The sequence below is a fragment of the Nocardioides sp. AN3 genome (assembly GCF_054653495.1).
The window spans coordinates 1-22,982 of sequence record NZ_BAAIGC010000042.1; the positions used below are offsets into that span (position 1 = coordinate 1).

19 protein-coding genes are annotated in these 22,982 nt (G+C 70.5%); 13 read left to right on the forward strand and 6 right to left on the reverse strand.

Features of this window, described 5'->3' with window-relative positions; all coding sequences use genetic code 11:
• Positions 1-174: 174 nt before the first annotated feature.
• A complete protein-coding gene (locus ACYQ1K_RS25700) occupies positions 175-1,341 on the reverse strand; it encodes an LCP family protein (protein WP_459986393.1) in 1,167 nt (388 codons plus the stop codon).
• Between the two features lie 172 nt (positions 1,342-1,513).
• On the opposite strand from ACYQ1K_RS25700, the gene ACYQ1K_RS25705 reads away from it, so the two are divergent.
• The 4 genes from ACYQ1K_RS25705 (at position 1,514) to ACYQ1K_RS25720 (ending at position 4,011) form a co-directional block, all read left to right on the forward strand.
• The gene (locus ACYQ1K_RS25705; protein WP_459986396.1) at positions 1,514-1,651 is read left to right on the forward strand and encodes a hypothetical protein; all 138 of its coding nucleotides are present in this window, start codon (positions 1,514-1,516) and stop codon (positions 1,649-1,651) included.
• A gap of 100 nt (positions 1,652-1,751) precedes the next feature.
• Positions 1,752-2,384: a PIG-L deacetylase family protein gene (locus ACYQ1K_RS25710; RefSeq protein WP_459986397.1), complete on the forward strand. Its 633-nt coding sequence runs from the start codon at positions 1,752-1,754 to the stop codon at positions 2,382-2,384.
• Between the two features lie 3 nt (positions 2,385-2,387).
• Entirely contained in the window at positions 2,388-2,936 is a 549-nt protein-coding gene (rfbC, locus tag ACYQ1K_RS25715; RefSeq protein ID WP_459986398.1) for a dTDP-4-dehydrorhamnose 3,5-epimerase, read from the forward strand.
• Positions 2,926-4,011 (forward strand): class I SAM-dependent methyltransferase, encoded by a 1,086-nt coding sequence (locus ACYQ1K_RS25720; protein WP_459986399.1) that lies wholly within the window; start codon positions 2,926-2,928, stop codon positions 4,009-4,011. The genes rfbC and ACYQ1K_RS25720 overlap by 11 nt, the downstream gene beginning before the upstream one ends.
• Before the next feature lie 17 nt (positions 4,012-4,028).
• Here the strand turns inward: ACYQ1K_RS25720 and ACYQ1K_RS25725 are convergent, their stop codons facing one another.
• The 3 genes from ACYQ1K_RS25725 to ACYQ1K_RS25735 all read right to left on the reverse strand — a co-directional run bounded on the left by ACYQ1K_RS25725 (position 4,029) and on the right by ACYQ1K_RS25735 (position 7,286).
• Positions 4,029-5,258 (reverse strand): methyltransferase domain-containing protein, encoded by a 1,230-nt coding sequence (locus ACYQ1K_RS25725; protein ID WP_459986400.1) that lies wholly within the window; start codon positions 5,256-5,258, stop codon positions 4,029-4,031.
• A 136-nt stretch (positions 5,259-5,394) separates the two neighbouring features.
• Positions 5,395-6,426, reverse strand: coding sequence for an NAD-dependent epimerase/dehydratase family protein (locus tag ACYQ1K_RS25730; RefSeq protein ID WP_459986402.1), 1,032 nt, complete (start codon positions 6,424-6,426; stop codon positions 5,395-5,397).
• 74 nt (positions 6,427-6,500) lie between these two features.
• Entirely contained in the window at positions 6,501-7,286 is a 786-nt protein-coding gene (locus ACYQ1K_RS25735; RefSeq protein WP_459986403.1) for an SDR family NAD(P)-dependent oxidoreductase, read from the reverse strand.
• A 189-nt stretch (positions 7,287-7,475) separates the two neighbouring features.
• Here ACYQ1K_RS25735 and ACYQ1K_RS25740 point away from each other — a divergent pair, with 189 nt between their 5' ends.
• The 9 genes from ACYQ1K_RS25740 (at position 7,476) to ACYQ1K_RS25780 (ending at position 20,772) form a co-directional block, all read left to right on the forward strand.
• Positions 7,476-8,393 carry a phytanoyl-CoA dioxygenase family protein gene (locus ACYQ1K_RS25740; protein WP_459986404.1) on the forward strand — a complete coding sequence of 306 codons (918 nt, stop codon included), beginning with the start codon at positions 7,476-7,478 and terminating at the stop codon, positions 8,391-8,393.
• A 223-nt stretch (positions 8,394-8,616) separates the two neighbouring features.
• The gene (locus tag ACYQ1K_RS25745) at positions 8,617-9,675 is read left to right on the forward strand and encodes an NAD-dependent epimerase/dehydratase family protein (protein ID WP_459986405.1); all 1,059 of its coding nucleotides are present in this window, start codon (positions 8,617-8,619) and stop codon (positions 9,673-9,675) included.
• Between the two features lie 13 nt (positions 9,676-9,688).
• Positions 9,689-11,599 carry an asparagine synthase (glutamine-hydrolyzing) gene (asnB, locus tag ACYQ1K_RS25750; RefSeq protein ID WP_459986407.1) on the forward strand — a complete coding sequence of 637 codons (1,911 nt, stop codon included), beginning with the start codon at positions 9,689-9,691 and terminating at the stop codon, positions 11,597-11,599.
• A gap of 20 nt (positions 11,600-11,619) precedes the next feature.
• Positions 11,620-13,782 carry a bi-domain-containing oxidoreductase gene (locus ACYQ1K_RS25755; protein ID WP_459986408.1) on the forward strand — a complete coding sequence of 721 codons (2,163 nt, stop codon included), beginning with the start codon at positions 11,620-11,622 and terminating at the stop codon, positions 13,780-13,782.
• Positions 13,779-15,791, forward strand: coding sequence for an alginate lyase family protein (locus ACYQ1K_RS25760; RefSeq protein ID WP_459986409.1), 2,013 nt, complete (start codon positions 13,779-13,781; stop codon positions 15,789-15,791). The genes ACYQ1K_RS25755 and ACYQ1K_RS25760 overlap by 4 nt, the downstream gene beginning before the upstream one ends.
• Positions 15,784-17,352, forward strand: a complete 1,569-nt coding sequence (locus tag ACYQ1K_RS25765; RefSeq protein ID WP_459986410.1) for a Wzz/FepE/Etk N-terminal domain-containing protein — start codon at positions 15,784-15,786, stop codon at positions 17,350-17,352. The genes ACYQ1K_RS25760 and ACYQ1K_RS25765 overlap by 8 nt, the downstream gene beginning before the upstream one ends.
• Positions 17,349-18,845, forward strand: coding sequence for a GumC domain-containing protein (locus ACYQ1K_RS25770; RefSeq protein WP_459986412.1), 1,497 nt, complete (start codon positions 17,349-17,351; stop codon positions 18,843-18,845). Before ACYQ1K_RS25765 ends, ACYQ1K_RS25770 begins: the two co-directional genes overlap by 4 nt.
• Positions 18,842-20,047, forward strand: coding sequence for a hypothetical protein (locus tag ACYQ1K_RS25775; protein ID WP_459986413.1), 1,206 nt, complete (start codon positions 18,842-18,844; stop codon positions 20,045-20,047). Before ACYQ1K_RS25770 ends, ACYQ1K_RS25775 begins: the two co-directional genes overlap by 4 nt.
• A 62-nt stretch (positions 20,048-20,109) precedes the next feature.
• Positions 20,110-20,772: a phosphatase PAP2 family protein gene (locus ACYQ1K_RS25780; RefSeq protein ID WP_459986414.1), complete on the forward strand. Its 663-nt coding sequence runs from the start codon at positions 20,110-20,112 to the stop codon at positions 20,770-20,772.
• Here the strand turns inward: ACYQ1K_RS25780 and ACYQ1K_RS25785 are convergent.
• Complete coding sequence (locus tag ACYQ1K_RS25785) at positions 20,735-21,484, reverse strand: GH12 family glycosyl hydrolase domain-containing protein (protein ID WP_459986416.1); 750 nt, start codon at positions 21,482-21,484, stop codon at positions 20,735-20,737. The genes ACYQ1K_RS25780 and ACYQ1K_RS25785 overlap by 38 nt on opposite strands.
• Positions 21,485-21,606: 122 nt before the next feature.
• Positions 21,607-22,827 (reverse strand): acyltransferase family protein, encoded by a 1,221-nt coding sequence (locus tag ACYQ1K_RS25790; protein ID WP_459986418.1) that lies wholly within the window; start codon positions 22,825-22,827, stop codon positions 21,607-21,609.
• Positions 22,828-22,982 lie beyond the last annotated feature (155 nt).

The following is a 22,982-nucleotide window of genomic DNA, read 5'->3' on the forward strand; positions in this document are numbered from 1 at the left end:
GCGCTCGCTGCGCTCGCGCGTGCCCGGCGCCTCGTGACCCTCGTCTTCCCTCGCTGCACTCGGTCGTTCCTCCCTCGTTTCACTCAGTCCAGACGAGGGGGGCGCCGGGCGGTGCTGGATGGCGCTCGCTGCGGGGCTCGCCCACGGAGCGGAGCGAGCGCCATCACGCAGAGCTCAGCGCACGGTGCGGCCCGTGAGCTGGTCCCAGTGGACGGCGGACCACTGGTCGATCCGGTCCGTGCGCAGGTCCTGCCACAGCTCGGCCCCGGCGGCGTCGTCGAGGTGGACGACGCTCTGCGTCCCGATGTGGCCGGTGCCGAGCACCGGTGCCGTGAGGAACCGCAGGTCGCCGTAGCCGAAGTCGCGCATCGAGAGGACCAGCTTCGCCATGTCGGTCGTCGACCAGCCGGCGTCGACGCTGACGTTGCGTGCGACCGTCTCGAGCAGGCCGTAGAGCTTCTTCGGGTGCGAGGCCAGCTGCTCGTTCATGCTGGCCTGCATCACGGCGCGTAGGAAGGCCTGTTGGCGCTTCACACGGTCGAAGTCGCCGCCGGGGAGCCCATAGCGCTGGCGGACGTAGAGGAGCGCCTGGGTGCCGTCGAGGTGGTGCCGGCCCGCCGTCCATGTGACGGCGTTCGCCGGGTCGTAGACGGTCTGCGGCACCGTGATGTCGACACCGCCGATGTGGTCGGTGAGCTCCTTGAAGCCGTCCCAGTCCACGACTGCCAGGTGGTCGATGCGGATGCCGGTCAGCTTCTCCACCGTGGCAACGGTCAGGGACGGACCGCCGTAGGAGTAGGCCCAGTTGATCTTGCCGTACCCGTGACCGGGGATGTCGACCCAGGAGTCCCGTGGGATCGAGACCGCCGCGGCGACCTGTCGGCTGCCGTCGAGGTGCAGCACCATCAGCGTGTCGGACCGCTGTGCTCCCGCCTTCCAGTCGCTCGCCCTGGCGTTGGTCCCCGTCGTGGCGACGTCGGAGCGCCGGTCGGTGCCCATCAGCAGGATGTTGACGGCCTTCGCGCCCGGGGCGCCGGGGGCCGGCTTCTCCGGACGGGCGGTCTGGTCCATGGACGAGAAGACGCCCTGGATCCGGCCGATCTGGCTGGTCAGCCGATGCTGGAGATACCAGCCGGCGCTGAGGGGTGCTGCGACCAGGAGAAGGAGCACGACCAGGAGAGTGATCCACAGACGCCGCCAGCGCCGTGGGCGGCGCCCGGGAGGGCCGGGTGGCTCGTCCTCGGAGTCGAGGTCGCGCAGGGACCACGCACGGGCCGCGTGCCCGGAGGGCTCCTCCGGCTGCGGGTCCGACCCGGCGGGCGGATGCGCGATCAACGTCACCCTTGCATCGGACGACGTCCACGGGCCGGCGGAGCCGGCCGCGGCCCGAACTACTCAATATTGGGAGCCCTGTGCTCCGGGCGCCTCCAGGCGGCCCGTCTCCGCAGGATCCTGGGCACAGGAGCCCGCGGCGAGGGCGCCAGATGTCGGCAGCCGTCACCGGGAGGGACACATGAGGGCTCACCTTCGCAGGCCCGGTGTCTCGCTCCGGCACCGGCACCAGCCGCCGCAGCTGCTGCTCCTCCTGCTCGGGATCGCGGTGACGCTGGCCGGGCTGATCGCCGTCGCGGCCCACACCGTGCTGCGGTAGACCCTGAGCGCGCCGAGGACGCTCGGGGCGCTCACCCAATTGGGGTATGTGCCGCCAGGTCGCCCGAGCCGCCTCAGCGGCACCGGAATGATCGCCAGCCATGGAGCCGCTTCGACTGCCCGAGGGCCCCCTGGACGTGCTGTGCGTCGGCGCGCATCCCGACGACGTCGAGATCGGATGCGGGGGCACCCTGCTGCGCCTGGCCGAGCGGGCCGAGGTCCGGCTCACGGTCGCGGTGCTGACCGGCACGCCGGAGCGCGTCGCGGAGTCCCAGGGGGCGCTGCAAGAGCTGCTCCCGGGCGCCAAGACCACCTTCGCGGCGTTGCCCGACGGTCGGCTGCCCACCCACTGGGAGGCCGCGAAGGAGCACCTCGAGGACCTCGCTCGGCACTGCCGGCCCCAGTTGGTGCTCACCCACCGCGTCGACGACGCCCACCAGGACCACCGCACCCTCGGCGTCATGGTGACCACGGTCTGGCGAGATGCCCTCGTGCTGCACTTCGAGATCCCCAAGTGGGACGGGGACATGGGCGCGCCCACCCACTACATCGGGCTCACGCCGGAGCTGGCGCGACACAAGGTCGAGGTGCTCAACCGCCACTTCCCGAGCCAGCATCCGCACGACTGGTGGGACGACGAGGTCTTCCTGGGCCTGATGCGCCTGCGCGGCATGGAGTGCCGGGCGCCGTACGCCGAGGCCTTCTGGGTCTCCAAGGCGCTGGTGGAGGTCTGAGCCGTGCGTGTCGAGAGCACCACCCTGAAGGACGTGCTGGTGTTCAGCCCGTCGCCGCATCACGACGAGCGGGGGTTCTTCACCCGCACCTTCGACGCCGATGTCGCGGCGGAGCACGGCCTCGACCCGGCGGCGTTCGTCCAGGACTCCCAGTCGCGCTCGGGACATGGGACGCTGCGCGGGCTGCACGGCCGCGGCGGCGATGGCGAGGCGAAGCTCGTGCGCTGCGCGCGAGGGGCCATCCTGGACGTGATCGTCGACGCACGGCCGGACTCGCCCACCTATGGCCAGCACGAGGCCTTCCGTCTCGACGACGAGACCTTCCGCATGCTGTACGTGCCCCGAGGCTTCCTGCACGGCTTCCAGGTGCTCAGTGACGTGGTGGACATCTGCTACCGCATCGACCGCCCCCATGACCCGGCCGAGGACCTCTCCGTGCGCTACGACGACCCCGAGCTCGCGATCGAGTGGCCCCTGCCCGTCGACACCCTCAGCCCGCGCGACCAGGGAGCGGGCTCGTGGCGCGAGCTCGGGCTGAGCCATGTCGGCTGAGCGTCACCGCTGCCGAGGCTGTCGCTCGGTCGAGGGGCAGGTCGTCCTCGACCTCGGCAGGCAGCCCGCCGCCGACCACTTCCCCTCCACCTCCGACCCCGGCCCCGATCCGCGCCACCCGCTGGCCATGTGGTGGTGCGCCGACTGCGGCCTCGCGCAGCTGCTGGACGACGCCACGGCGCCGGAGGAGCCACGGGCGATCGAGCCGCGGGCGGCGGTCCGGCAGGCCCACGACGCCGTCGACGAGCTCGTCGCCGCTGGGCTGCTCGCCCCGGGGGAGTTCCTCGAGTTCGCGAGCCCGCACGGTGGCTCGTGGGCCGAGGCCATGCAGGCGCGGGGTTTCATCGCCGCGTCGGGCGGGCGGGCGGGCGTCGTCATCGACGTCTACGGCCTCATGCACGATCGCGACCAGGCCGCCGCCCTTCGCGCGCGGGCCGAGGCGCTCACTGCTGACGGGACGCTCGTCCTCCAGTTCCCCACCTACGCGGCGACGCTGAGTCGCCGCGAGTGGAACGCCCTGCGGCACGGTCACTTCGCCTATCACAGCATCCCTGCGGCTCGCCGGCTGCTGGCCGACGCCGGGCTGTCCGTCTTCGCCGCGCGCACCTATGACCTCTACAGCGGCTCGGTGCTGCTGCTCGCCTCGCGCAGCGGCGCCGGGCCGGCGGCCGAGGCCGACGCGGTGGAGGAGCTGGAGAAGGCCGAGGTGGCCGCCGGCGTCCTGGACGCGCCGTCGATGGCGGCGCTCGCGTCCGCTCGGGACGGTGACGTGGCGTGGCTGCGTGACTGGGTCGGGACGCAGCCCGAGGGCGCCTGGCTCTATGGTGCCGGCTCGCGCGCCGTCGCCGTCCTCGCCGCCGCCTGCCTCGCTCCCGACGCTGTCGTCGGGATCGCCGACGGCGCGCCGGCCAAGCAGGGCCGGCGGATGCCGGGCACCGCCATCCCGATCGTGACCCCTGAGGCGATGCTTGCGGCCGATCCGAGCCACATCCTCCTGATGCTGCCCGACCTGGAGGACGAGCTGCGCGACGCCTGGCCGCACCTGGCCGACCGCTGGACGGTCTACGGCGCGTAGACCGTCCACCGGACGGGTCAGAAGACCTCGAGGTGGGGGAGCGGCACGACGAGCTGGGCGCCCCACTGACGGGTGTAGGCGAGCTGCTCGGTGATCTCGTCGCGCAGGTTCCACGGGAGGATCACGATGTAGTCGGGCTTCGTCTCGGCGAGCCGCTCGGGCGCGTGGATGGGGATGTGCGTGCCAGGCAGGAACATGCCTTGCTTGAAGGTGCTGCGGTCCACGGTGTAGGAGAGCAGGTCCTCACGGATGCCGGCGTGGTTGAGCAACGTGTTGCCCTTGCCCGGGGCGCCGTAGCCCGCGACCGACTTGCCGTCGCGTCGCGCGGCGATGAGGAACTCCACGAGGTCGTCCCGAGCCGCGCTCACGACCGAGGCGAAGCCCGCATGTCCCTCGACGGTGTCCAGACCGGCTGCGCGCTCGTCGGCCAGCACGCGCGCGACCCGGTCGCTCGGGCGGCTGGCCCGTTCGGTCGGCATCGACCATGTGCGCAAGGAGCCGCCGTGCGTCGAGAGCTCCTCCACGTCGACCACGGTCATGCCCGCCTGGGCGAGCACCCGCTGCGTCGTGAGCAGCGAGAGGTAGGAGTAGTGCTCGTGGTAGATCGTGTCGTAGAGCCGGTCCTCGATGAGGCGGAGCAGGTGCGGGATCTCGATGGTCAGGGTGCCGTCGTCCTTGAGCAGCGCGCGGAGCCCGCGGGCGAAGTCGACGATGTCGGGCACGTGGGCGAAGACGTTGTTCGCCGCCACCAGGTCGGCCTTGCCGTGCCCCTTCGCCACGGCCGTCCCGGTCGCCTCACCGAGGAACTCGCAGACCGTGTCGATCCCCTTGGCTCGGGCGACCTCGGCGATGTTCGCGGCCGGCTCGATGCCGAGGCAGCGGATGCCGAGGTCGCGGACGTGCTGGAGCAGATAGCCGTCGTTGCTGGCCACCTCGACCACGAACGAGTCCCCCGCCAGATCCAGGCGGGTCGCGGCGGCGTGCACGTAGCGCTTGGCGTGCGCGACCCACGAGTCGGAGTAGGAGGAGAAGTAGGCGTAATGGCTGAAGATGTCCTCGCCGGCGATGTAGGCCGGCAGCTGCACCAGCAGGCACGCCGAGCAGATCCGCACGTGCAGCGGGTAGAACGTCTCGCCGCGGTCGAGCTGGTCGGCCTCCACGTAGCTCTCGCAGGGCGGCGACATCCCCAGGTCGACGAAGGTCTGTGTCAGCTCGCTGCCGCACAGGCGGCACTTCGGGGCGCTCATTGGGCGCTCCTTTCTTCGGTGGAGGAGCCAGGGACCGAGCAGGTCGGAGGCGACATGAGGACGCTAGGAGCCGGCCTGCCGACCGGACGGGCCCCTGCGCGGGACGTACCGAGAATGAGGGAGAGGCGGCGAGCCATCAGACGGCGGTGATCTCGGCTCGCAGTCCCGCGCTCATGCGACCCTTCGCGAGCAGCTGGCGGATGCGCTGGAGTCGCACGAACCGAGGGCCGCCCAGCTCCTGGGGCGAGATGCCGATGCGGCGTACGTCGTGCACGAGCTCGTCGATCCCGGCCTCGATCGTCCACCGCGGCCGGAAGGCCGGCAGCGTCGAGGTGATCCGGGTGAAGTCGGCGCGGTAGTCGCGCGGGTCGGGCCCTGCGCCGGGCGTCGACCTGACCGGTGCGCCGGTCCGCCGGGAGACCGCATGGGCGAGGTCGCCGATCTGCACCACGTCCTCCGCGCGGCCGACGTTGAGCGCCGCGCCATGAACCCGCTCGCGCGGCGCCTCGAGCGTCGCGACGAACGCGGCACAGACATCCCGCACGTGGACCATCGGCCGCCACGGCGTGCCGTCGCTGCTGAGCTGGACCGAGCCGGTCGCCAGGGCGCTGGCCACGAGGTTGTTCAGCACGATGTCGGTGCGCAGCCGGGGCGAGGAGCCATACGTCGTCCCGCTGCGCAGATACGTCGGCGAGAACGTGTCGTCGGCAAGCGCCGAGATGGCGCTCTCGGCGCGCACGATGCTCTCGCCGTACGGCGTCACGGGATGCGCCTCGGCGTCCTCGGCGACGGGCCGGCGGCCAGCGGCACCGTAGAGCGCGCACGAGGACGAGAAGAGGAAGCGCGGCACGCCAGCCGCCTTCGCGGTGTCGGCCAGATGGACGGCCCCGTCGACGTTGACCGAGAACGTGGCGGTCGGGTCCAGGTCGCCGACCGGGTCGTTGGAGATCGCCGCGAGGTGGACGACGGCGTCGAAGCCGAACAGGTGGTAGGCCGTCACGTCACGCACGTCGCCGGTGAGCTGCTTGTAGGTCGTCGTGAGCGGACCGAAGTCGCAGCCGTCGTACCAGCCGGCGTCCAGGCCGACCACCTCGTGGCCCGCCTCCTGCAGGACGGGGACGAGCACGCTACCGATGTAGCCGCGGTCACCGGTGACCAGCACCCTCATGCGGGCCAACGGTTCAGGGCCTAGCGGCCGATCTCGGCCGGCGTGCGGCGTCGCCCCGAAATTTGGGTAGCCCGTCAGGGATAGACGGGTCGGTCCGTCGGCCGGTCCTGGGCCCGGTCGACGGGGATGTGCGCACCGTTGATGCCCGCCGCGCGCGGACTGAGCAGGAAGCACGCCGCGTCGGCCACCTCCTCCAGCGTCACGAACCGTCCGCCGGGGAGGTTCTCGGCCACGAACCGGTCGTGGGCGTCCGGGTCGGCGGCGCGGGTCTGGTCCCACCGTCCTCCCTCGAACATCACCGACCCCGGGCTGAGGGTGTTGACCCGGATCCGCTCCTTCGTGAGCTCGACGGCGAGCGCGGGTGCCAGGTGGATCTCGGCGGCCTTGGCCGCCGCGTAGGCCGAGCTGGCACGTGGCTTCCATCCGCTGATCGACCCGATGACCAGCGCTGCGCCGTGGCCCGACATGGAGAGCCACGGGACCGCCGCGCGCACCGCCACCGCGGCGTGGACGACGTTGACGCCGAAGGTGTACTGCCAGTCCGCGGCGGTCGCGGTCTGGATCCCGCCACCGCGCGATCCGCCGGCGTTGGCCACCAGGAGGTCCAGGCCGCCCTGCTCGGAGGCCGACGTCGCGATCGCGGACTCGAGCGCCTGGGCGTCAGTGACGTCGACGACGTACGGGTGGAGGGTCAGTCCCTCGGCGCCGAGCTTGCCGACCGCATCATCGAGGCCTGCCGCGCCGCGCGCCCCGATGGAGGTGACGGCGCCTTCGCGGGCCAGCCCGCGTGCGATGGCGAGTCCGATGCCCCGGCTGCCACCTGTCACGAACGCTCGCCGGCCTGAGAGTTCGAGGTCCATGGGCCGGGAGTATCACTACTGAGGCGAGGCTAGCCAGGTTCGATAGTGAGGGGATCTTTGCACTCAGGCGCGAACACCGAGGTCGATTCCCCAATGTGCGGTAAGCCCTGGGGATCCGGCAGCCGGGCCGCGTGGTGTTCGGTGTGATCGCGGTTGTCGACCCATCTGCCTACGTTGTTGGAGGCTCCCGTGACCAGTGTGATCGTCGACCCGAAGTGCACCGACGACGAGAGGCGGCACGCGCTCTACTGCGGCGACATCTTCGTGCACACCCATTCGCCGGCCATCGAGGCATTCGTGGCCTTCACCCGGGCGATGATCGAGGACGCCTTCGACGGCCGCGATCCGGAGACGGCCCAGTTCGAGATGGACGTCCACGAGTACGCGCACGTCCTCGGCGACCTGAAGCCGGCGTTCATCCACCACCCGGAGTCGAAGACGCACCTGCGGGCGATCCTGGAGGAGCACGGCGCCGACCCCGAGCTCACCTACTTCGACGTGCCGCGCATGCGCACCTCGACGTCCGACAACTACCTGACGACCGGCATCGCCTACGCGTTCCACCCGCACCGTGACACCTGGTACTCGGCGCCGATGATGCAGCTGAACTGGTGGCTCCCGATCTACGACGTCTCGCCGGACAACGTCGTCGCCTTCCACCCGCAGTACTTCGACCGGGGGATCGCGAACGGCAGCGAGCGGTACAACTACTACGCCTGGAACCGGGACAGCAGGGCGATCGCCGCCTCGCAGATCGGCGTCGACACCAGGGACCAGCCCAAGCCGGAGGAGCCGATCGACCTCGATCCGCAGATCCGGCCGGTGCCACCGGTCGGTGGGGTGATGGTGTTCTCCGGCGCCCAGCTGCACTCCTCGGTCCCCAACACGTCGGGCCGCACGCGCATCAGCGTCGACTTCCGCGTGGTCCACCGGGCCGATGTGGAGGCCGGCCGCGGAGCCATCAACGTGGACTCGCACTGCACGGGCACCACGATGCGCGACTACCTGCGCATCTGTGACCTCGAGCGACTGCCCGCCGACGTGGTCGCGCAGTACGACGTCGGCGTCCCCCAAGAGCTGCTCGAGTACGCCACCTTCACGAACTGACCCAGGGCCAGGGCCCGGCTCAGCCGAGCACCTTCGAGCGCCAGCCTCGCTTCGACGGCTGGCGCTTCGGCGTCGGCCGGACCTGACGCCATGGCGCCCGAGAACGACTCAGACCCCTATCCCCAATGTCAGGTATGAGCCGCGGATGTCCCGTGTCCGGTTGCGTGGTGTCCGGTGTGATCGTCACGACCGAAGCTGCACGACCTGAGGAAGAGGCGATTCCATGCGAGTCCTGGTGGCGGGAGACCGCGGCTACATCGGCGCCGTGCTGGTGCCGATGCTGATGGCTGCGGGCCACGAGGTCGAGGGCCTCGACGCGGGCTGGTACGACGGCTGCGACTTCGGCCCGCAACCTGCGGGCTACGAGTCACGCACCGGCGACATCCGAGACCAGGCGCCTGCGGACCTCGAGGGCTTCGACGCCATCGTGAACCTGGCCGCCATCTCCAACGACCCGGTCGGCCACCTCAACCCGGAGGCGACCTACTCGGTCAACGCCCATGGCGCGGCCCACCTGGCCCGGGTCGCCCGCGACGCGGGCGTCCCGCGCTACGTCTTCTCGTCCTCGTGCAGCCTGTACGGCGCCGCCGGAGACGGTGCGGTGACGGAGGAGAGCCCCTTCAACCCCGTGACGCCCTATGGCCAGAGCAAGGTGCTCGCGGAGCAGCTCATCGGCAAGCTCGCCGACGACACCTTCAGCCCGACCTATCTGCGAAACGCGACGGCGTACGGGTCGAGCCCACGTCTGCGTGCGGACATCGTCGTCAACAATCTGACGGGAGCGGCCCTCACCGCGGGCGAGGTGCGGCTGCAGAGCGACGGCTCGCCATGGCGACCCCTCGTCCACGCCGCGGACATCTCGAGGGCGTTCCTGGCGGTGCTGGCGGCCGACCGCGACGTGGTGCACGACCAGGCGTTCAACGTGGGCCGGGACGAGGACGTGGTCCAGATCCGGACCATCGCGACAGCCGTCGCCGAGCGGACGGGTGCGCCGGTCACCTTCGCCGAGGGCGCCTCGCCCGACAAGCGCGACTACCGGGTCGACTTCGGCAAGATCACGTCCCTGCTCCCCGCCTTCCAGCCTGTGTGGACGGTGGCAGCCGGCATCGACGAGCTGGCGGGCGACATGCGCCGCAACGGCCTGACGCGCGAGGCGTTCGACCACACCTTCGTCCGGCTGGAGCAGATCAACCGGCTCCAAGCCGCGGGACTGCTCGACGCGAACCTGCGCAGCATCCCCAGCGCGGCCGAGCACTCCGCCGCACTGGCCGCGAACCAGTAAGGGGATCTCGGACATGTGCGGCATCGCGGGCAGCTACCAACAGGTGGAGGGCAAGCTCATCACCTCGGTCATGGTGGAGCGCCTGGCCCATCGCGGCCCAGACGCGTCTGCGGTCGTGGAGAGTGTGAACCCGCGCGCCAGCGTCGTCCTGGGACACCTCAGGCTCTCGATCATCGACCTCTCGTCCGCTGCGGACGGGCCGTTCAGCAAGAACGGCCTGACCATCACCTACAACGGCGAGCTCTACAACTACCGCGACCTGCGCTCGGAGCTCGAGCGATCCGGTGTCGCGTTCGCGACGAGCTCGGACACCGAGGTCGTCCTCGAGGCGTGGCGTGCCTGGGGTCCGGACGGCCTCAAGCGGTTCCGCGGGATGTACGCGTTCGCGATCCATGACACCGCCACCGATGAGCTGGCGCTGGTCCGAGACCCGCTCGGCATCAAGCCCCTGTACGTGATGCGCAGGGGATCCGGCGTCGTGTTCGCCTCCGAGCTGAAGGCGATCGTGGCGGCTCTCGGCCCCGAGCTGTCGATCGACCCGCTCGGCATGGCGGCGTCCACGCTCTACTACTGGCTCCCCGAGCAGGTGTGTGCCGTGCGCGAGGTGTTCAAGCACCCCGCCGGGTCGTGGACCCTCTACCGTCCCGACGGCACGAGCCGGAGCGGCACCTACTGGGACCCGGCCGAGGTGTCAGCACGGGCAGCGCAAGGCGGACCGCGCGACCTCCGGGCTGTCGTCGAGGAGTCCGTCGAGGCCCACCTCGTCGCGGACGTGCCGGTGGCGTCGTTCCTCAGCGGCGGACTCGACTCGAGTCTCGTCACGGCGATCGCACACCGGCACCTGCCCGACATCGAGGCGTACTCGATCGCCTTCCGTGGCGCCGACCAGCGCCTGGAGGCGATGCCCGACGACGCGAAGTACGCCCGCGTCATGGCCCAGCACCTCGGGATCCGGCTGCACGAGATCGAGATCTCGCCCGACATCGTCGACATGCTGCCGAGGGTGGTCGACGTGCTCGACGAGCCGATCGGCGACCCGGCTGCGCTCAACACGCTGCTCATGTGCGAGAGCGCCCGTGCCGCCGGCGTGAAGGTCCTCCTCTCGGGCATGGGAGCCGACGAGCTGTTCGGTGGCTACCGCAAGCAGCTGGCATGCCTGCTCGCCATGCGCTATCGACGAGTGCCGGCGCCGGCCCGTCGAGGCGTCGCGGGCGTGGCGAACCGGCTGCCGGTCGTCGCCGGAGGTCGTGGTCTGCGGACGGTCCGGTGGGCGCAGCGGTTCCTCTCGTTCGCCGAGCTCGGCGAGGAGGAGGCGTTCCGGCGCAGCTACACGATGTTCGCGCCCGACGAGCTCGCCGGGCTCCTGCACCCCGACTGGGGTGGGCACGTCGACGCGCTCGTCGACGGCCATCGACAGATCTACGACGACAACCAGCTCGACGGGGTGGTGGCACGGATGTGCCTGGCCGACAGTCGGCTGTTCCTGTCCGGGCTGAACCTGGCCTACACCGACCGCTCCAGCATGGCGGCCTCCTGCGAGGTCCGCGTGCCCTTCGTCGACCCGCTGGTCTTCGAGGCTGCCTTCTCCCTTCGCGAGACCGACCGGATCCGCGGTCGCCGCCAGAAGGTGGCGTTGCGCGAGGTGGCGCGACACTGGCTGCCCGACGAGATCATCGACCGGCCCAAGGCGTCCTTCGGCGTCCCGCTGCGCGCCTGGGTGAACAACGATCTCGCCGAGCTCGTCGACGACGTTCTCCTGGACGGCGAGCTCGTCGCCAGCGGCGTCCTGGCGCGCGAGCCCCTGGAGCGTCTGGTGGCCGACCAGCGGTCCGGGCGGCGGGACTTCTCCAAACAGGTGTGGCAGCTGTTGAGCCTGGAGCTGTGGTGGGAACAGGCCCGGGCTGCCGGCGTACGAACGACTTAGGCGAATGCGATGGGGGAAAGATGAAGCAGGTCGCTCAGAACTACAAGTCCGGCGAGCTGGTGGTCCTCGATGCCCCGGCTCCGGCATGCCGACCGGGCGGGGTGGTGGTACGGACGCTGTACTCCTTGATCTCCACCGGCACCGAGATGATGAAGGTGTCCGAGGCGCGGCTCTCCCTGGTCGGCAAGGCCCGGGCGCGCCCTGACCAGGTCAAGAAGCTGCTCGACTCCGTCGCCCAGCAGGGCCCCGTGGCTGCCTACCAGAAGGCGATGAGCAAGCTCGACAGCTACACCCCACTGGGCTACTCCCTCGCAGGAGTCGTCGTGCAGGTCGGCGCGGGTGCCGACCAGTTCGCGGTCGGGGACGTCGTCGCCGCCGCCGGGAACGAGTTCGCCCTGCACTCCGAGCTCAACTGGGTGCCCGTGAACCTGTGCGTGCCGGTTCCGGGCGGCGTCCCCGCTGAGCAGGCCGCCTTCGCGACCGTGGGTGCCATCGCCATGCAAGGCGTACGGCGCGCCGAGCCGCAGCTGGGTGAGGTGGCGTGCGTCATCGGCCTCGGCCTGGTCGGCCAGCTCGTCGTGCGGTTGCTCGTGGCTGCCGGGGTCAAGGTCGTCGGGCTGGACATGGTCGAGGCGCGGTGCCGGATGGCCGAGAAGGCGGGGGCGCTGGCCTGCGCCAGTCCGACGCCCGAGGGTGTCGCACTGGTGGAGGCGGTCGCCCTCGAGAGCAGCGAGGGTCTCGGATGCGACCACGTGTTCCTGGCTGCCGGCGGCCCCACCAACGATCCGGTCGAGGTCGCCGTGCGTCTCGCGCGCGACCGGGGACGGGTCGTCGACATCGGCAAGACCCGACTCGACCTGCCGTGGAACGACTACTACGAGAAGGAGCTCGACGTCCGCTTCTCGCGGTCCTACGGACCGGGTCGCTACGACGACCGCTACGAGCTGGGCGGGATCGACTATCCCGCCGGCTACGTCCGGTGGACCGAGCGAAGGAACCTCTCGTCGTTCCTCGGCCTGATCGCGGGCGGGCAGCTCGACGTCTCCACCCTCATCTCCAGCGTGCACCCCATCGACGAGGCGACGCAGGTCTACGCCCGGCTCGGCGACGGCACCCTCGAGGGGATCGGCCACCTCCTGCACTATCCCGACGCCGAGCAGGCGGCGGCCGAGGTGGCGACCCGACCCAGCGTGTCCGGCGCACCGCGCACGGCGCCTGCCCCGCGGGGCGGCCCGGTCGACGGCAGGATCCGGGTCGGCTTCATCGGAGCCGGCAACTACGCCACCTCGATGCTGCTGCCCCACCTGGCCGCTCACGAGGGTGTCCAGCTGGTGTCCGTGGCCACCACGCGTTCACTGTCCGCGGTCAACGCCCAACGCAAGTTCGGCTTCGAGCAGGTGAGCACCCAGGCGGACGACGTTCTCTGCGACCCGTCACTCGACGCGGTCTTCGTCGTCACCCGACACCGCTCCCACGCAGAGCTCGTCTGTCGTGCGCTCGAGGCCGGAAAGGCCGTGTTCGTGGAGAAGCCCTTGGCGCTCGACGAGGCGCAGGTCCACCAGATCCTGGACACGATCGAGCGCACGGGGAACGACCGGCTCATGGTCGGCTTCAACCGCCGCTTCGCCCCGCTCGTCGACGACCTGACCGAGCGCCTGCGTCGTCGTCGTGGGCCGATCACGGTCCGCTATCTCGTCAACGCGGGGGGCATGGACGCGAAGAGCTGGTACCTCGACGCGGCCGAGGGGTCGCGTTTCGTCGGTGAAGGCGGGCACTTCGTGGACACCGTCTCGGCGCTGGTCGGAGCCGATCCGACCGAGGTGCACTCCGCCGTCCGCGGGGACGAGGCCAGTGCCCTCCTGGTCTACCCCGACGGGTCGACCGGGTCGATCAGCTACGTCACCACCGGGAGCCCGCGCTTCCCCAAGGAGTTGCTCGACGTCTCAGGGGCCGGCAGCAACGCTCGCCTGGAGAACTTCCGGAAGCTGTCCGTCTGGGGTCGCGGGCGTCCCACCACGAAGCGTGTCGTGGCAGCGGACAAGGGTCAGCGTCGGCAGGTCGCGGCCTTCGTCGCGGCCGTCGCTGAGGGACGTGGGATGCCGATCAGCCTGGAGTCGCTGGTCGCGACCACACGGGCCACCCTGACCATCGGCAACGCTGCCGGAGAGTCGGCTCCACGATGAGCCGCGACGTGCAGTGGTATCTGAGACGACTGCGGCGGATGTCCGCCGCCGAGGTCGCGGGCCGCGCCCTCGATGTCGCGCATCGACGCGCCTGGGCGTCCCGACAGGTGCGTCCCGGCGCCGACGCCGGGGCGGTTCCGGGGGTTCGGACGGTGCGTGTCGGCCCGGCCCCGCTCCCTCCGGGCGTCAAGGAGTCCATTCCGGTCGCCGCGCGCGGCGACGTCATCGCGGCCGCCGACAGCCTGCTGGCCGGCGACTGGAGCGTCCTCGGGGTCGGGCGGCCCGACATCATGTCACCGGACTGGCTCCTCGACCCGGTGACCGGCAGGCGCGCCCCCGGGGACACGCTGGCGTTCCGCATCGACCATCGGGACGAGGCTCTGACAGGCAACGTCAAGGCGGTCTGGGAGCTCTCGCGTCACCACCATCTCACGGTGCTCGCCGCCGCCTACTGGCTGAGCGACGACGAGCGGTACGCGGAGGTCGTCGACGCCCAGCTCCGCTCCTGGTGGTCCTCGAACCCGTTCCTGTCGGGTGTTCACTGGACCAGCGGCATCGAGCTCGGCGTCCGACTCGTCTCCTGGGCCTGGGTGCGGCGCCTTCTGGACGGCTGGCCCAAGGTCGGCGACCTGTTCGAGACCAACGACGACGCCGTTCGCCAGATCTGGTGGCACCAGCAGTACCTCGACCGGTTCGGCAGCCGCGGCTCATCGGCCAACAACCATGCGGTCGCCGAGGAGGCCGGTCGGCTGGTCGCTGCGTGCGCCTTCCCGTGGTACCCCGAGTCGGACGGCTGGCGTCGTGACGCGGCTGCCCGGCTCTCCCGCCACTTCCTCGCCAACACCTGGGAGGACGGCCTGAACCGTGAGCTCGCGACGGACTACCACCGTTTCGTCACCGAGCTCGTCACCGTCGCTGCCGTGGAGGCAGCCGTCGCTGGAGACGACCTTCCACCAGGCGTCTGGGACAGGCTGGCGCGGAGCTTCGATGCGGCGGCCGCCCTGCTCGACGTCGCCGGGAACCCGCCGCGCCAGGGCGACGGCGACGAAGGTCGCGCGCTGGTCATCGACGATCCGGACGATGCTCCGTGGAGCGGGCTCCTCGACTGGGGAGCCTCCGTCGTCGGTCCGCAGCCGTGGTGGCCGGCGTCCAAGCCCACGGTGGTCGGAGCTGCGATCGGCGGCCTGCTCGGGGCGCCGCGCCATGTCGCGGGTCGAACACCGACCAGGCCGCGTTCGTTCGTCGGCGGGGGACTGACCATCCTGTCCACCGCATCCGGTCGACGACCGGAGATCTGGTGCCGGTGCGACGGAGGCCCTCTCGGCTTCCTGTCGATCGCCGCCCACGGGCATGCTGACGCCCTTGCCGTCGAGGTTCGACTCGACGGCGTCGAGATCCTGGTCGACCCGGGGACGTACTGCTACCACGGCGAGCCCGAGTGGCGCAGCTACTTCCGATCCACTCGGGCCCACAACACGCTCGAGCTGGACCAGACGTCTCAGGCCTGCGAGGGCGGACCGTTCCTCTGGAGCACGGCGGTGCCGGTCGACCCCGTGGTTCACAGCGGTCTCGACACGGACGTCGCGACCTGGACGGCGCGCCATCGTGGTTACCGACGGCTCGCAGGCGCTCCGGTGCACGAGCGCACGGTGCGTCTCGAGAAGTCAGCGGGCCGGCTGGTGATCGCTGACCGCGTGACGTCAGGAAGCGGGCACAAGGTTCGTCTCCACTTCCACATCGGCCCGGCCGTAGCGGTGGCGCTCGACGGGGGCCGGGCAGAGCTGACCTGGACCGGTCGGGACGAGACACAGCAGCACGCCGCCTTGACCTTGCCCGCGGAGCTGAGCTGGTCGGTGCATCGCGGCGAGACGGAACCGATCATCGGCTGGTTCGCCCCGCGCTTCGGTGTTCGGCAGCCGATCACCACCCTGCAGGGGGTCGGGGCCTCGTCTGACGCCCGCCTGGTGACCAGCCTGCACTTCGAGACCCTCGGAGGACTCGATGGCTGAGCAGGTCGACGTTCGCTCCGTCATCTCCCTCATCCGCCGGCGGCGGTGGCTGCTCGCGTCCGTCGCGCTCATCGGAGCGTTCCTCGGCATCGCGCTGGTGACGTCGCATCCTCCGCTCTACTCGAGCACGAGCCAGGTGCTGCTCCCGGAGCGTCCGGCGACGGACGGCGGCCAGTCCTCGACCTGGGAGGCGAGCACCCAGGTGAGCATCGCGAAGAGCGACGCCGTGCTCGGGCCGGCGGCTCGCACCCTGCGGCAGCCGCTGTCCCGGCGGGAGGTCCGCGGCCGTGTCGACGTCAGCGCCTCGACCGCGGACGTCCTGACGATCACCGCGAGGGGGACGTCGAGCGAGGAGGCGACAGCGCTTGCTCAGGCGGTCGCCGAAGCCGAGGTCGCCTACCAGTCTCAGGCATCGAGCTCGCTGTCCACCGCCGAGCTGGCTCAGCTGAAGCAACGACGCGATGGTCTGCAGACCACGCGCAACGCCGTGCAGCAGCAGATCACGCAGACGCAGCAGCGACTCGGCGCCGAGAACGCGGACTCGCCCACCGGCCGTCGCGATGCCAGTGCCCTCTCGCAGCTGGTGGCGCAGGAGACCGATCTCCTGCTGGACATCAACCAGCTCGACACCAAGATGGCGGACGCGCAGGGCACGTCGGTCGCACGCATCATCGAGGACGCCACGCCTGCGGAGCGGCCGGCGCTGCCGCTGTGGTACTTCCTGGGCGCGATGGGCATGGCGGCGCTTGCCGTCGTCCTGGCCACGGTGGTGATCGTCAACCTGTCCAGGCGCGACGCGAAGCTGGGGACCCGCGACGAGATCGCGGATGCGGTCGGCAGTGAGGTGATCGCCTCGCTCCGGAGCCACGCCCCGCGGAGCGTGGCTGCCTGGCGGGACCTGCTCGGCAGCTACAGTCCGAACGTCGCGGAGGGCTGGGCCGTCCGGCAGGCGCTCGCCGGCCTCGGGCTGGAGCACTTCGCCTTGGACCCTGACGCACAGGGCGTCGAGCCGTCGCACGCCCGGCACCGGCTCTGTGTGTTGAGTCTGGAGGACGATGTCCGAGCGTTGTCGATGGGTCCGCAGCTCGCGTCGTACGCCGCGTCGATCGGGATCTCGACGAGGCTCGTCCCCCAGCAGGAGGACGCGACGGCGGCGCTCTGGGCGGCCTGCTCCTCCCCGGGCGGCGACGAGCAGATCCGGCCCAACCTCAGAGTCGCGTCTCGGCAGCGGACCAGCCACGAGTCCGAGCTGACGGTGGTCGTCGGCGTGCTCGACCGCCGTTCGCCCGTGATGCCGCGTCTCGACCGGAGCGCCAGCGTGGTGCTGGCCGTCTCCTCGCGCGTGGCCTCGTCTGAGGACCTCGCGCGAGCAGCCGTGGTGGCCTACGAGTCGGGCTTCCGCATCTCGGGGGTGGTGCTCGCGGATCCGGACCCGTTCGACAGGACGACCGGAAGGCTGCTGCTCCACGAGCGACTGCAGCAGCGCCCCCTGCCGTCCCGGGCCAGCGGGCCGAGACCGGTCGCCGTGCGTGAGGCCCCATGGACAGGCGGCGCGTCATGAGCTCGACGTGGCACATCGAGGACGAGGTCCCGGGAGGCCGCGAGGCCGAGCCCGCCCTCGCGGGCGGGACGGTCAGCTTCGCGTTCATCCGAGCCACCCTGCGGCGCCTGTGGTTCGTGTGGGTGGGCGGTGCGGCGCTGGGGGTGACCCTGGCGCTGTGCTGGATGACCCTCCTCCCGCCCCAGAGCGTCGGGACGGTGACCTTCATCCTGGCCCACGACCCGACCACGCAGCCCGACGCGGCCATGGCGACCGACGTGAGCCTGCTCAAGACCCGGGCCGTCGCCCAGAAGCTCGGTGGCGAGCTGGGTCTGGACCTGCCTCCTGACGTGCTGCTCAAGAGCATCCAGGCGGTGCCCACCACCTCGAGCGTGCTCCAGGTCAAGATCGACGGGACGGACCCCGAGGACGCCGTACGCCGCGCCCGCCTGCTCGGGGACATCTACATGACCTATCGGAAGGACCAGCTGACGCAACAGGCGAAGGACGTCTCGCAGACCTACCAGAAGCGCATCGATGCGCTGCAGGGCCAGGTCGACGACCTGACGCGCCAGTACAACGCCATCACGGCACGGGGCGGCGGCAATGAGCAGGCCGCCGAGGTGCTCGCTTCGAGGGGCCAGCTGATCAGCGACATCGCGGGGCTCGAGAGCCAGATCGAGACGGTCTCTCTCCAGGCGAACGCGATCGTCGCGGCCAGTCGCATCCTCGACGAGGCGTCGCTCATCCCGCAGTCGCCTCGGCGTCGGGCGGTGCTGGACGTCGGGTCCGGGCTGATCGGTGGTCTCGGTCTCAGCCTGGGGCTCCTCGTGGTCTACGCCGTCACGACCGGTCGGCTGCGCAGTCGCGCCGACATCGCGGCGGCCACGGGTCTGCCCGTGATGTTCAGCGCCGGCGCCGTGGATCCGCGGCGACGGAAGCCGGGGGCCCGCCATCAGGCTGCGCTCGACCTTCTCGTCGACGGGCTGGAGACGGCGCTGCCCCACAGCGGGGGCCGGCCGCGCCGGCTGGGGCTGATCAGCGTCGACTGTGATCGGGAGGGCGCGAAGGTGGTGGCCGGCCTGGCGCGGCGCCTCAGCTCGAGCGAGTCAGTGATGGCCGTGGACCTCGCCAACACCGGCCTTCTCGAACGCGAGCTCGCGTCGTCGGCGTCGCCGGCGTCGCCGGCGTCGCCGGGGTCGCCGGCAGACGAGGGGCAGCGGGAGGCGGTGTCCCTGGTGACGGGCCCCACGGGAGATGCGCTGGCGGACGTGCTGCTGGGCTTCGTGCCCTTCGAGATCGGCCGAGGACTGGGCCACGTGAGGTCCACCGCTTCGAAGTGGGTGATCCTCGCCAAGGCCGGCCGATGCACGTCGGAGCGGCTGAACACCGTGGCGAGGTCGGCCCGTGCGGCGGGCCTCGACGTCGAGTTCGTGATGCTGGTCGGCGCCGACAGGTCGGACGCGAGCTTCGGTGGCGACAGCACGGTGGAGAAGGTCGAGCCGGGCCGATGACGGTGCTGACGCTCGGACGGGCGCGCACGCGGCCCTCCACCTCGGACCCGCCCCTCGACCGTCGCCTGCTGGCCGCATGGGCGGCGTTGTTCCTGAACGTGCTGCCGTTCGCCCGCGCCGCGACCATGTTGCCGATCCCCACGATCGTGGGACAGCTCATCGTGCAGGGCTCCCTGGCGCTCGCCTTCATCCTCGCCCTCATTGCGAACCCGCGAAAGCTGGTCAGGCCCAATCTCTACGTCGTGCTCATCACGGCGATGTGCCTGATCGCGCTGATGACCAGCCCCCACAACATCTTCATGCGCGGCTCCACCTTCCGCGCTGTCAGGTTCGCGGGGTTCGCGCTCGTCATGTGGCTCCTGAGCCCCTACTGGGGGCGCCGTGACCTGGCGCTGCTGCGGGTCCATCGGATCTGCCTCATCGTCATCATGGTCTCCGTCGCGGCCGGCGCCGCGCTCGCCCCGGGGCGAGCGTTCTCCTTCCAGGGGCGACTCGCCGGCGTGATCTGGCCGATCTTCCCCACCGAGGTGGCGCACTTCTCGGCCGTGCTGATGGGCATCACGGTCGTGCTGTGGATGTGCAAGGTGGTCTCGACCCGCAGCAGCGCGCTCACCCTCGCCATCGCCGTCCCCGCCATGCTGGCGACCCACACGCGGACCGCGCTGGTGGCGAGCGCCGCGGCACTCTTCGTGGCGTCGGCAAGCCTGCTGCTCGCGCGCTCCCGTGCACGACGCGCGCTGCTCTGGGGAGGACTTGTCGCGCCGTGCGTGGTGGCGCTCTTCGCCTCGGAGCTGACGACCTGGTTCCTGCGTGGGCAGAGCACGCAGGAGGCGTCGGGGCTGACCGGACGCACAGCTGTCTGGGCGGCTGTCCTGGCGCACCCCCGGCCGCTCATCGAGGAGATCTTCGGATCCGGGATGTCCAACCTCTCGTTCAACGGGTTCCCGATCGACAGCAACTGGGTCGGCACCTACCTCGACCTCGGGATGGTCGGCATCGTCATCGAGGTGGCGCTCCTCGCGATCCTCCTCGTGACAGCACTCCTCAGGCCGGCTGGGCCCGGTCCGGCCGTGGCGATCTTCCTGGTCGTCTACTGCATCTTCAGCTCGACGACTCAGACGGGAATGAGCGGTCCCACCGGGATCCTTCTCGACCTCGCGGTCGCGGCGGCTGTGCTGCGGCGACCTGGGCCCGAACGGTGATCGGGAACAGCACGGGTGTGCCTCGGCAGCGCGAGCGTGCGGCCCCAGGGCGTCGCGCGATCGTGGCCAGGAGGCAGCGGCGTGTCGCGCTGGCCGCAGCTCTGGCGTACGCCGCCCTCATCGTCGCGGTGGCGACCGGTGCGACCACGGAGCTGGACCGAACGGCGGCCGAGTGGTTCCGGCCCGGCGACACCTGGGGCATGGCGCAAGTCCGGCTCGGTCCGTTCATCGACAGGCTCGAGCCACCCCGCGCCTACGTCTTCCTCGGCCTCGTGACCGTGCTCGCCGGCCTCTTTCGCCGCAGCTGGCGACCGGTTCTCTTCTGCCTGCTGGTCGCAGGCACGAGTATCGGGGCCACGACCGTGACGAAGGTGACGATGCACCGTTCAGACCCGACCGGCGCGATCGCCTCGACAGGCGGAAGCTTCCCATCCGGGCACATGGTGGCTCTCACCGTCTGCCTGGGATGCTCCGTGCTCCTGATCTTCAGACGCACCCGGTGGTGGCAGTGGGGCTCGGTCGCCGTGCCAGCCACGGTGATGGCGGCCGCACTGCTCTACACGGGGGCCCATTGGCTCACCGACGTGCTCGGCGGTGCACTGCTCGCCCTCTCCATCATCTGCTGGGCCGCCTCGTGGCCCCTGCGGACAGCGATGACCGAGCCTCGCCTGAGCGCCGAGGCGACGCTCAGCGCTTCGTCGACAGAGAGAAGCTGTCGACCTTGAAGGTCGCGGGACGGCCCCCGGTGGAGACGACCTCGAAGCCGTAGTCGATCGCGCCGAGCGTGACAGTCTTGGGCAGCCGGCCTCGGGACACGAGGAAGCTGAGCATCCCCTTGATGTTGACCGTGCCGTGAGTCAGACGGCGGGTGGGCACGAAGGCGATGTAGCGGTTGTCACGGGTGGCCCAGACCTTCCAGCGATGACCGTTGAAGGACCGGGTCGCGATGTGCGAGGCGCCGGAGCCGGAAGGCACCTGGTGGAAGTTCTCCGTCCAGATCATCACCTCGTGCTCGCCGGGGACACCGTTGAGCCAGATGTCGTACGCCGCGTCGTAGATTCCGACGTGCGGCGTCCGTGCCGCCCAGGAGCTGCGGATCCGCGAGAAGGAGCTGAGTCGCGGCTCGTGGCCGGTGGACCAGTTGTGGAAGTCCCGGTGCACGTTGGGGTAGGTCTTGACCGCGCCGTCGCCGCGGGAGTTGTCAGCCGTGGCGGTCACCTGCCAGTTGCGGAACGAGCAGGCGGACAGGGTCTGCGAGACGCGGTAGCCCGATGCGTTCCACATGTTGTTGTGCACCCAGTAGCCCCTGTTGTTCCACATCCCGTCAGGAGCGGATGTGACATACCGGGCGTTGGTGCATGACGAGGCCCTTGCGGGGCTCACCGCGCCCAGCGGCAGCAGCAGGCCTACGAGCAGCGCCGACAGAGCAAGTCTCATGATCAGTCCTCCACGAGTGGCGTTCCCGAAACACCTCCCGGGGCAGTGCCGCCGGGAGAGCGCGGCCTACCTTGCCACAGGTGGGCGGCTCACCCCGCATCACGAGCGCGGCTCACCCCGCTTCAGGAGCGCGAGTGCTCCTGCGGGACGTGGGCCCGAGGCGTGCCCTGCGGCACGCGTGGGGGGGTCGGCCGAAGAAGCGGCCCCAGCAGCCGCTGGACGGCGCGCTGCATGGGCCGCTCGAGGAGCCGATGGCACGTCAGCGCGACGCTGACGACGACGACGAAGGCTGCCGGGATCGAGAGGAGGTGGACCCAGGGCGTGCCCGGCAGGCGTCCGGAGAGCAGGATCGCCAGGAGGGTGAGGGCGGGCACGTGGGTCAGGAAGAGCGAGTACGAGGCGTCGCCGACACGTCGGAGGAAGACCGGAAGCACGTACCCGTGACGCACCTCGAGGCAGATGGCGCTGTAGACCACCAGGCCCGCGGGGACGAGGACGAGCATGACCCGCACGGAGTCTGAGGGGAAGCCCGTCCAACCGCAGAGGGTGAGGAAGACCAGGCAGCCGCCGTACGACAACGCCGCGGCGACCACCACCGGAAGCGGCCGGATGAGCCGTCCGTGCACCACCGCGAGGCCGATCACCACTCCGAGGACGAACTCGAGGCTCATGGGGTTGGCCAGGAGTGCCACATAGGGGTTGGTCGATCCCGACGCGAACGCGGTCAGGGCAAGGGTCAGCACGACCCAGACACCCAAGACGCGGGGAAGCCTTGACCGTCCGAGCATCAGAGCGATCGCGAAGACCGCGTAGAAGTACATCTCGTAGACGAGCGACCACGCGACCAGCACCGGCAGCCGTCCCTGCTGAGGCAGCAACAGGTAGGACTGCAGGATGCTCGTCCCGGGCCCTTCGTGTTGGAAGCTGACCGTGTGTGGACTCACCACCAGGAGCACGACGAGCGCGGTGTTGACCAGGAAGTACAGCGGATAGATCCGGCCGATCCTGCGGAGCAGGAATCGTCGGCCGGACCGGGGCTCGTCGAACGTGCGCCACGTCGTCACGACCATGGTCAGACCACTGATGACGAAGAACGTGTCCACCGCCGTGTTGGCCGGCATGTTCAACACGGCGGTCCAGATGCTCCCGAACACGCGCTGCTCGAACCCGTTGGTCCCGGAGACGTGCGCGATCACCACGATGAGGCCCGCGGCGCCCCGCAGACCCTGGAGGTTCTGCAGCACGGTCTTGCTCCCTGTGGGCTTCGCGAGCTCCGGACGGATCGGCGCGACGCGCGCCGGTCGTGACCGGCGCTCCGCCCACGGCCGCATGAAGTCCGCCATGGACACAGCATCAGGACCCGATGGACTCGGTGGCGCGGCCCTCGCCCCGCATGCCCAAGACTGGGGATCTCGCCGACCAGCCGCCGACTACCCAACTTTGGGGGCTGCGACTGCGCTTCGTCGAGAAGCCGCCGCACCAGCGAAAAGGTTGCCCC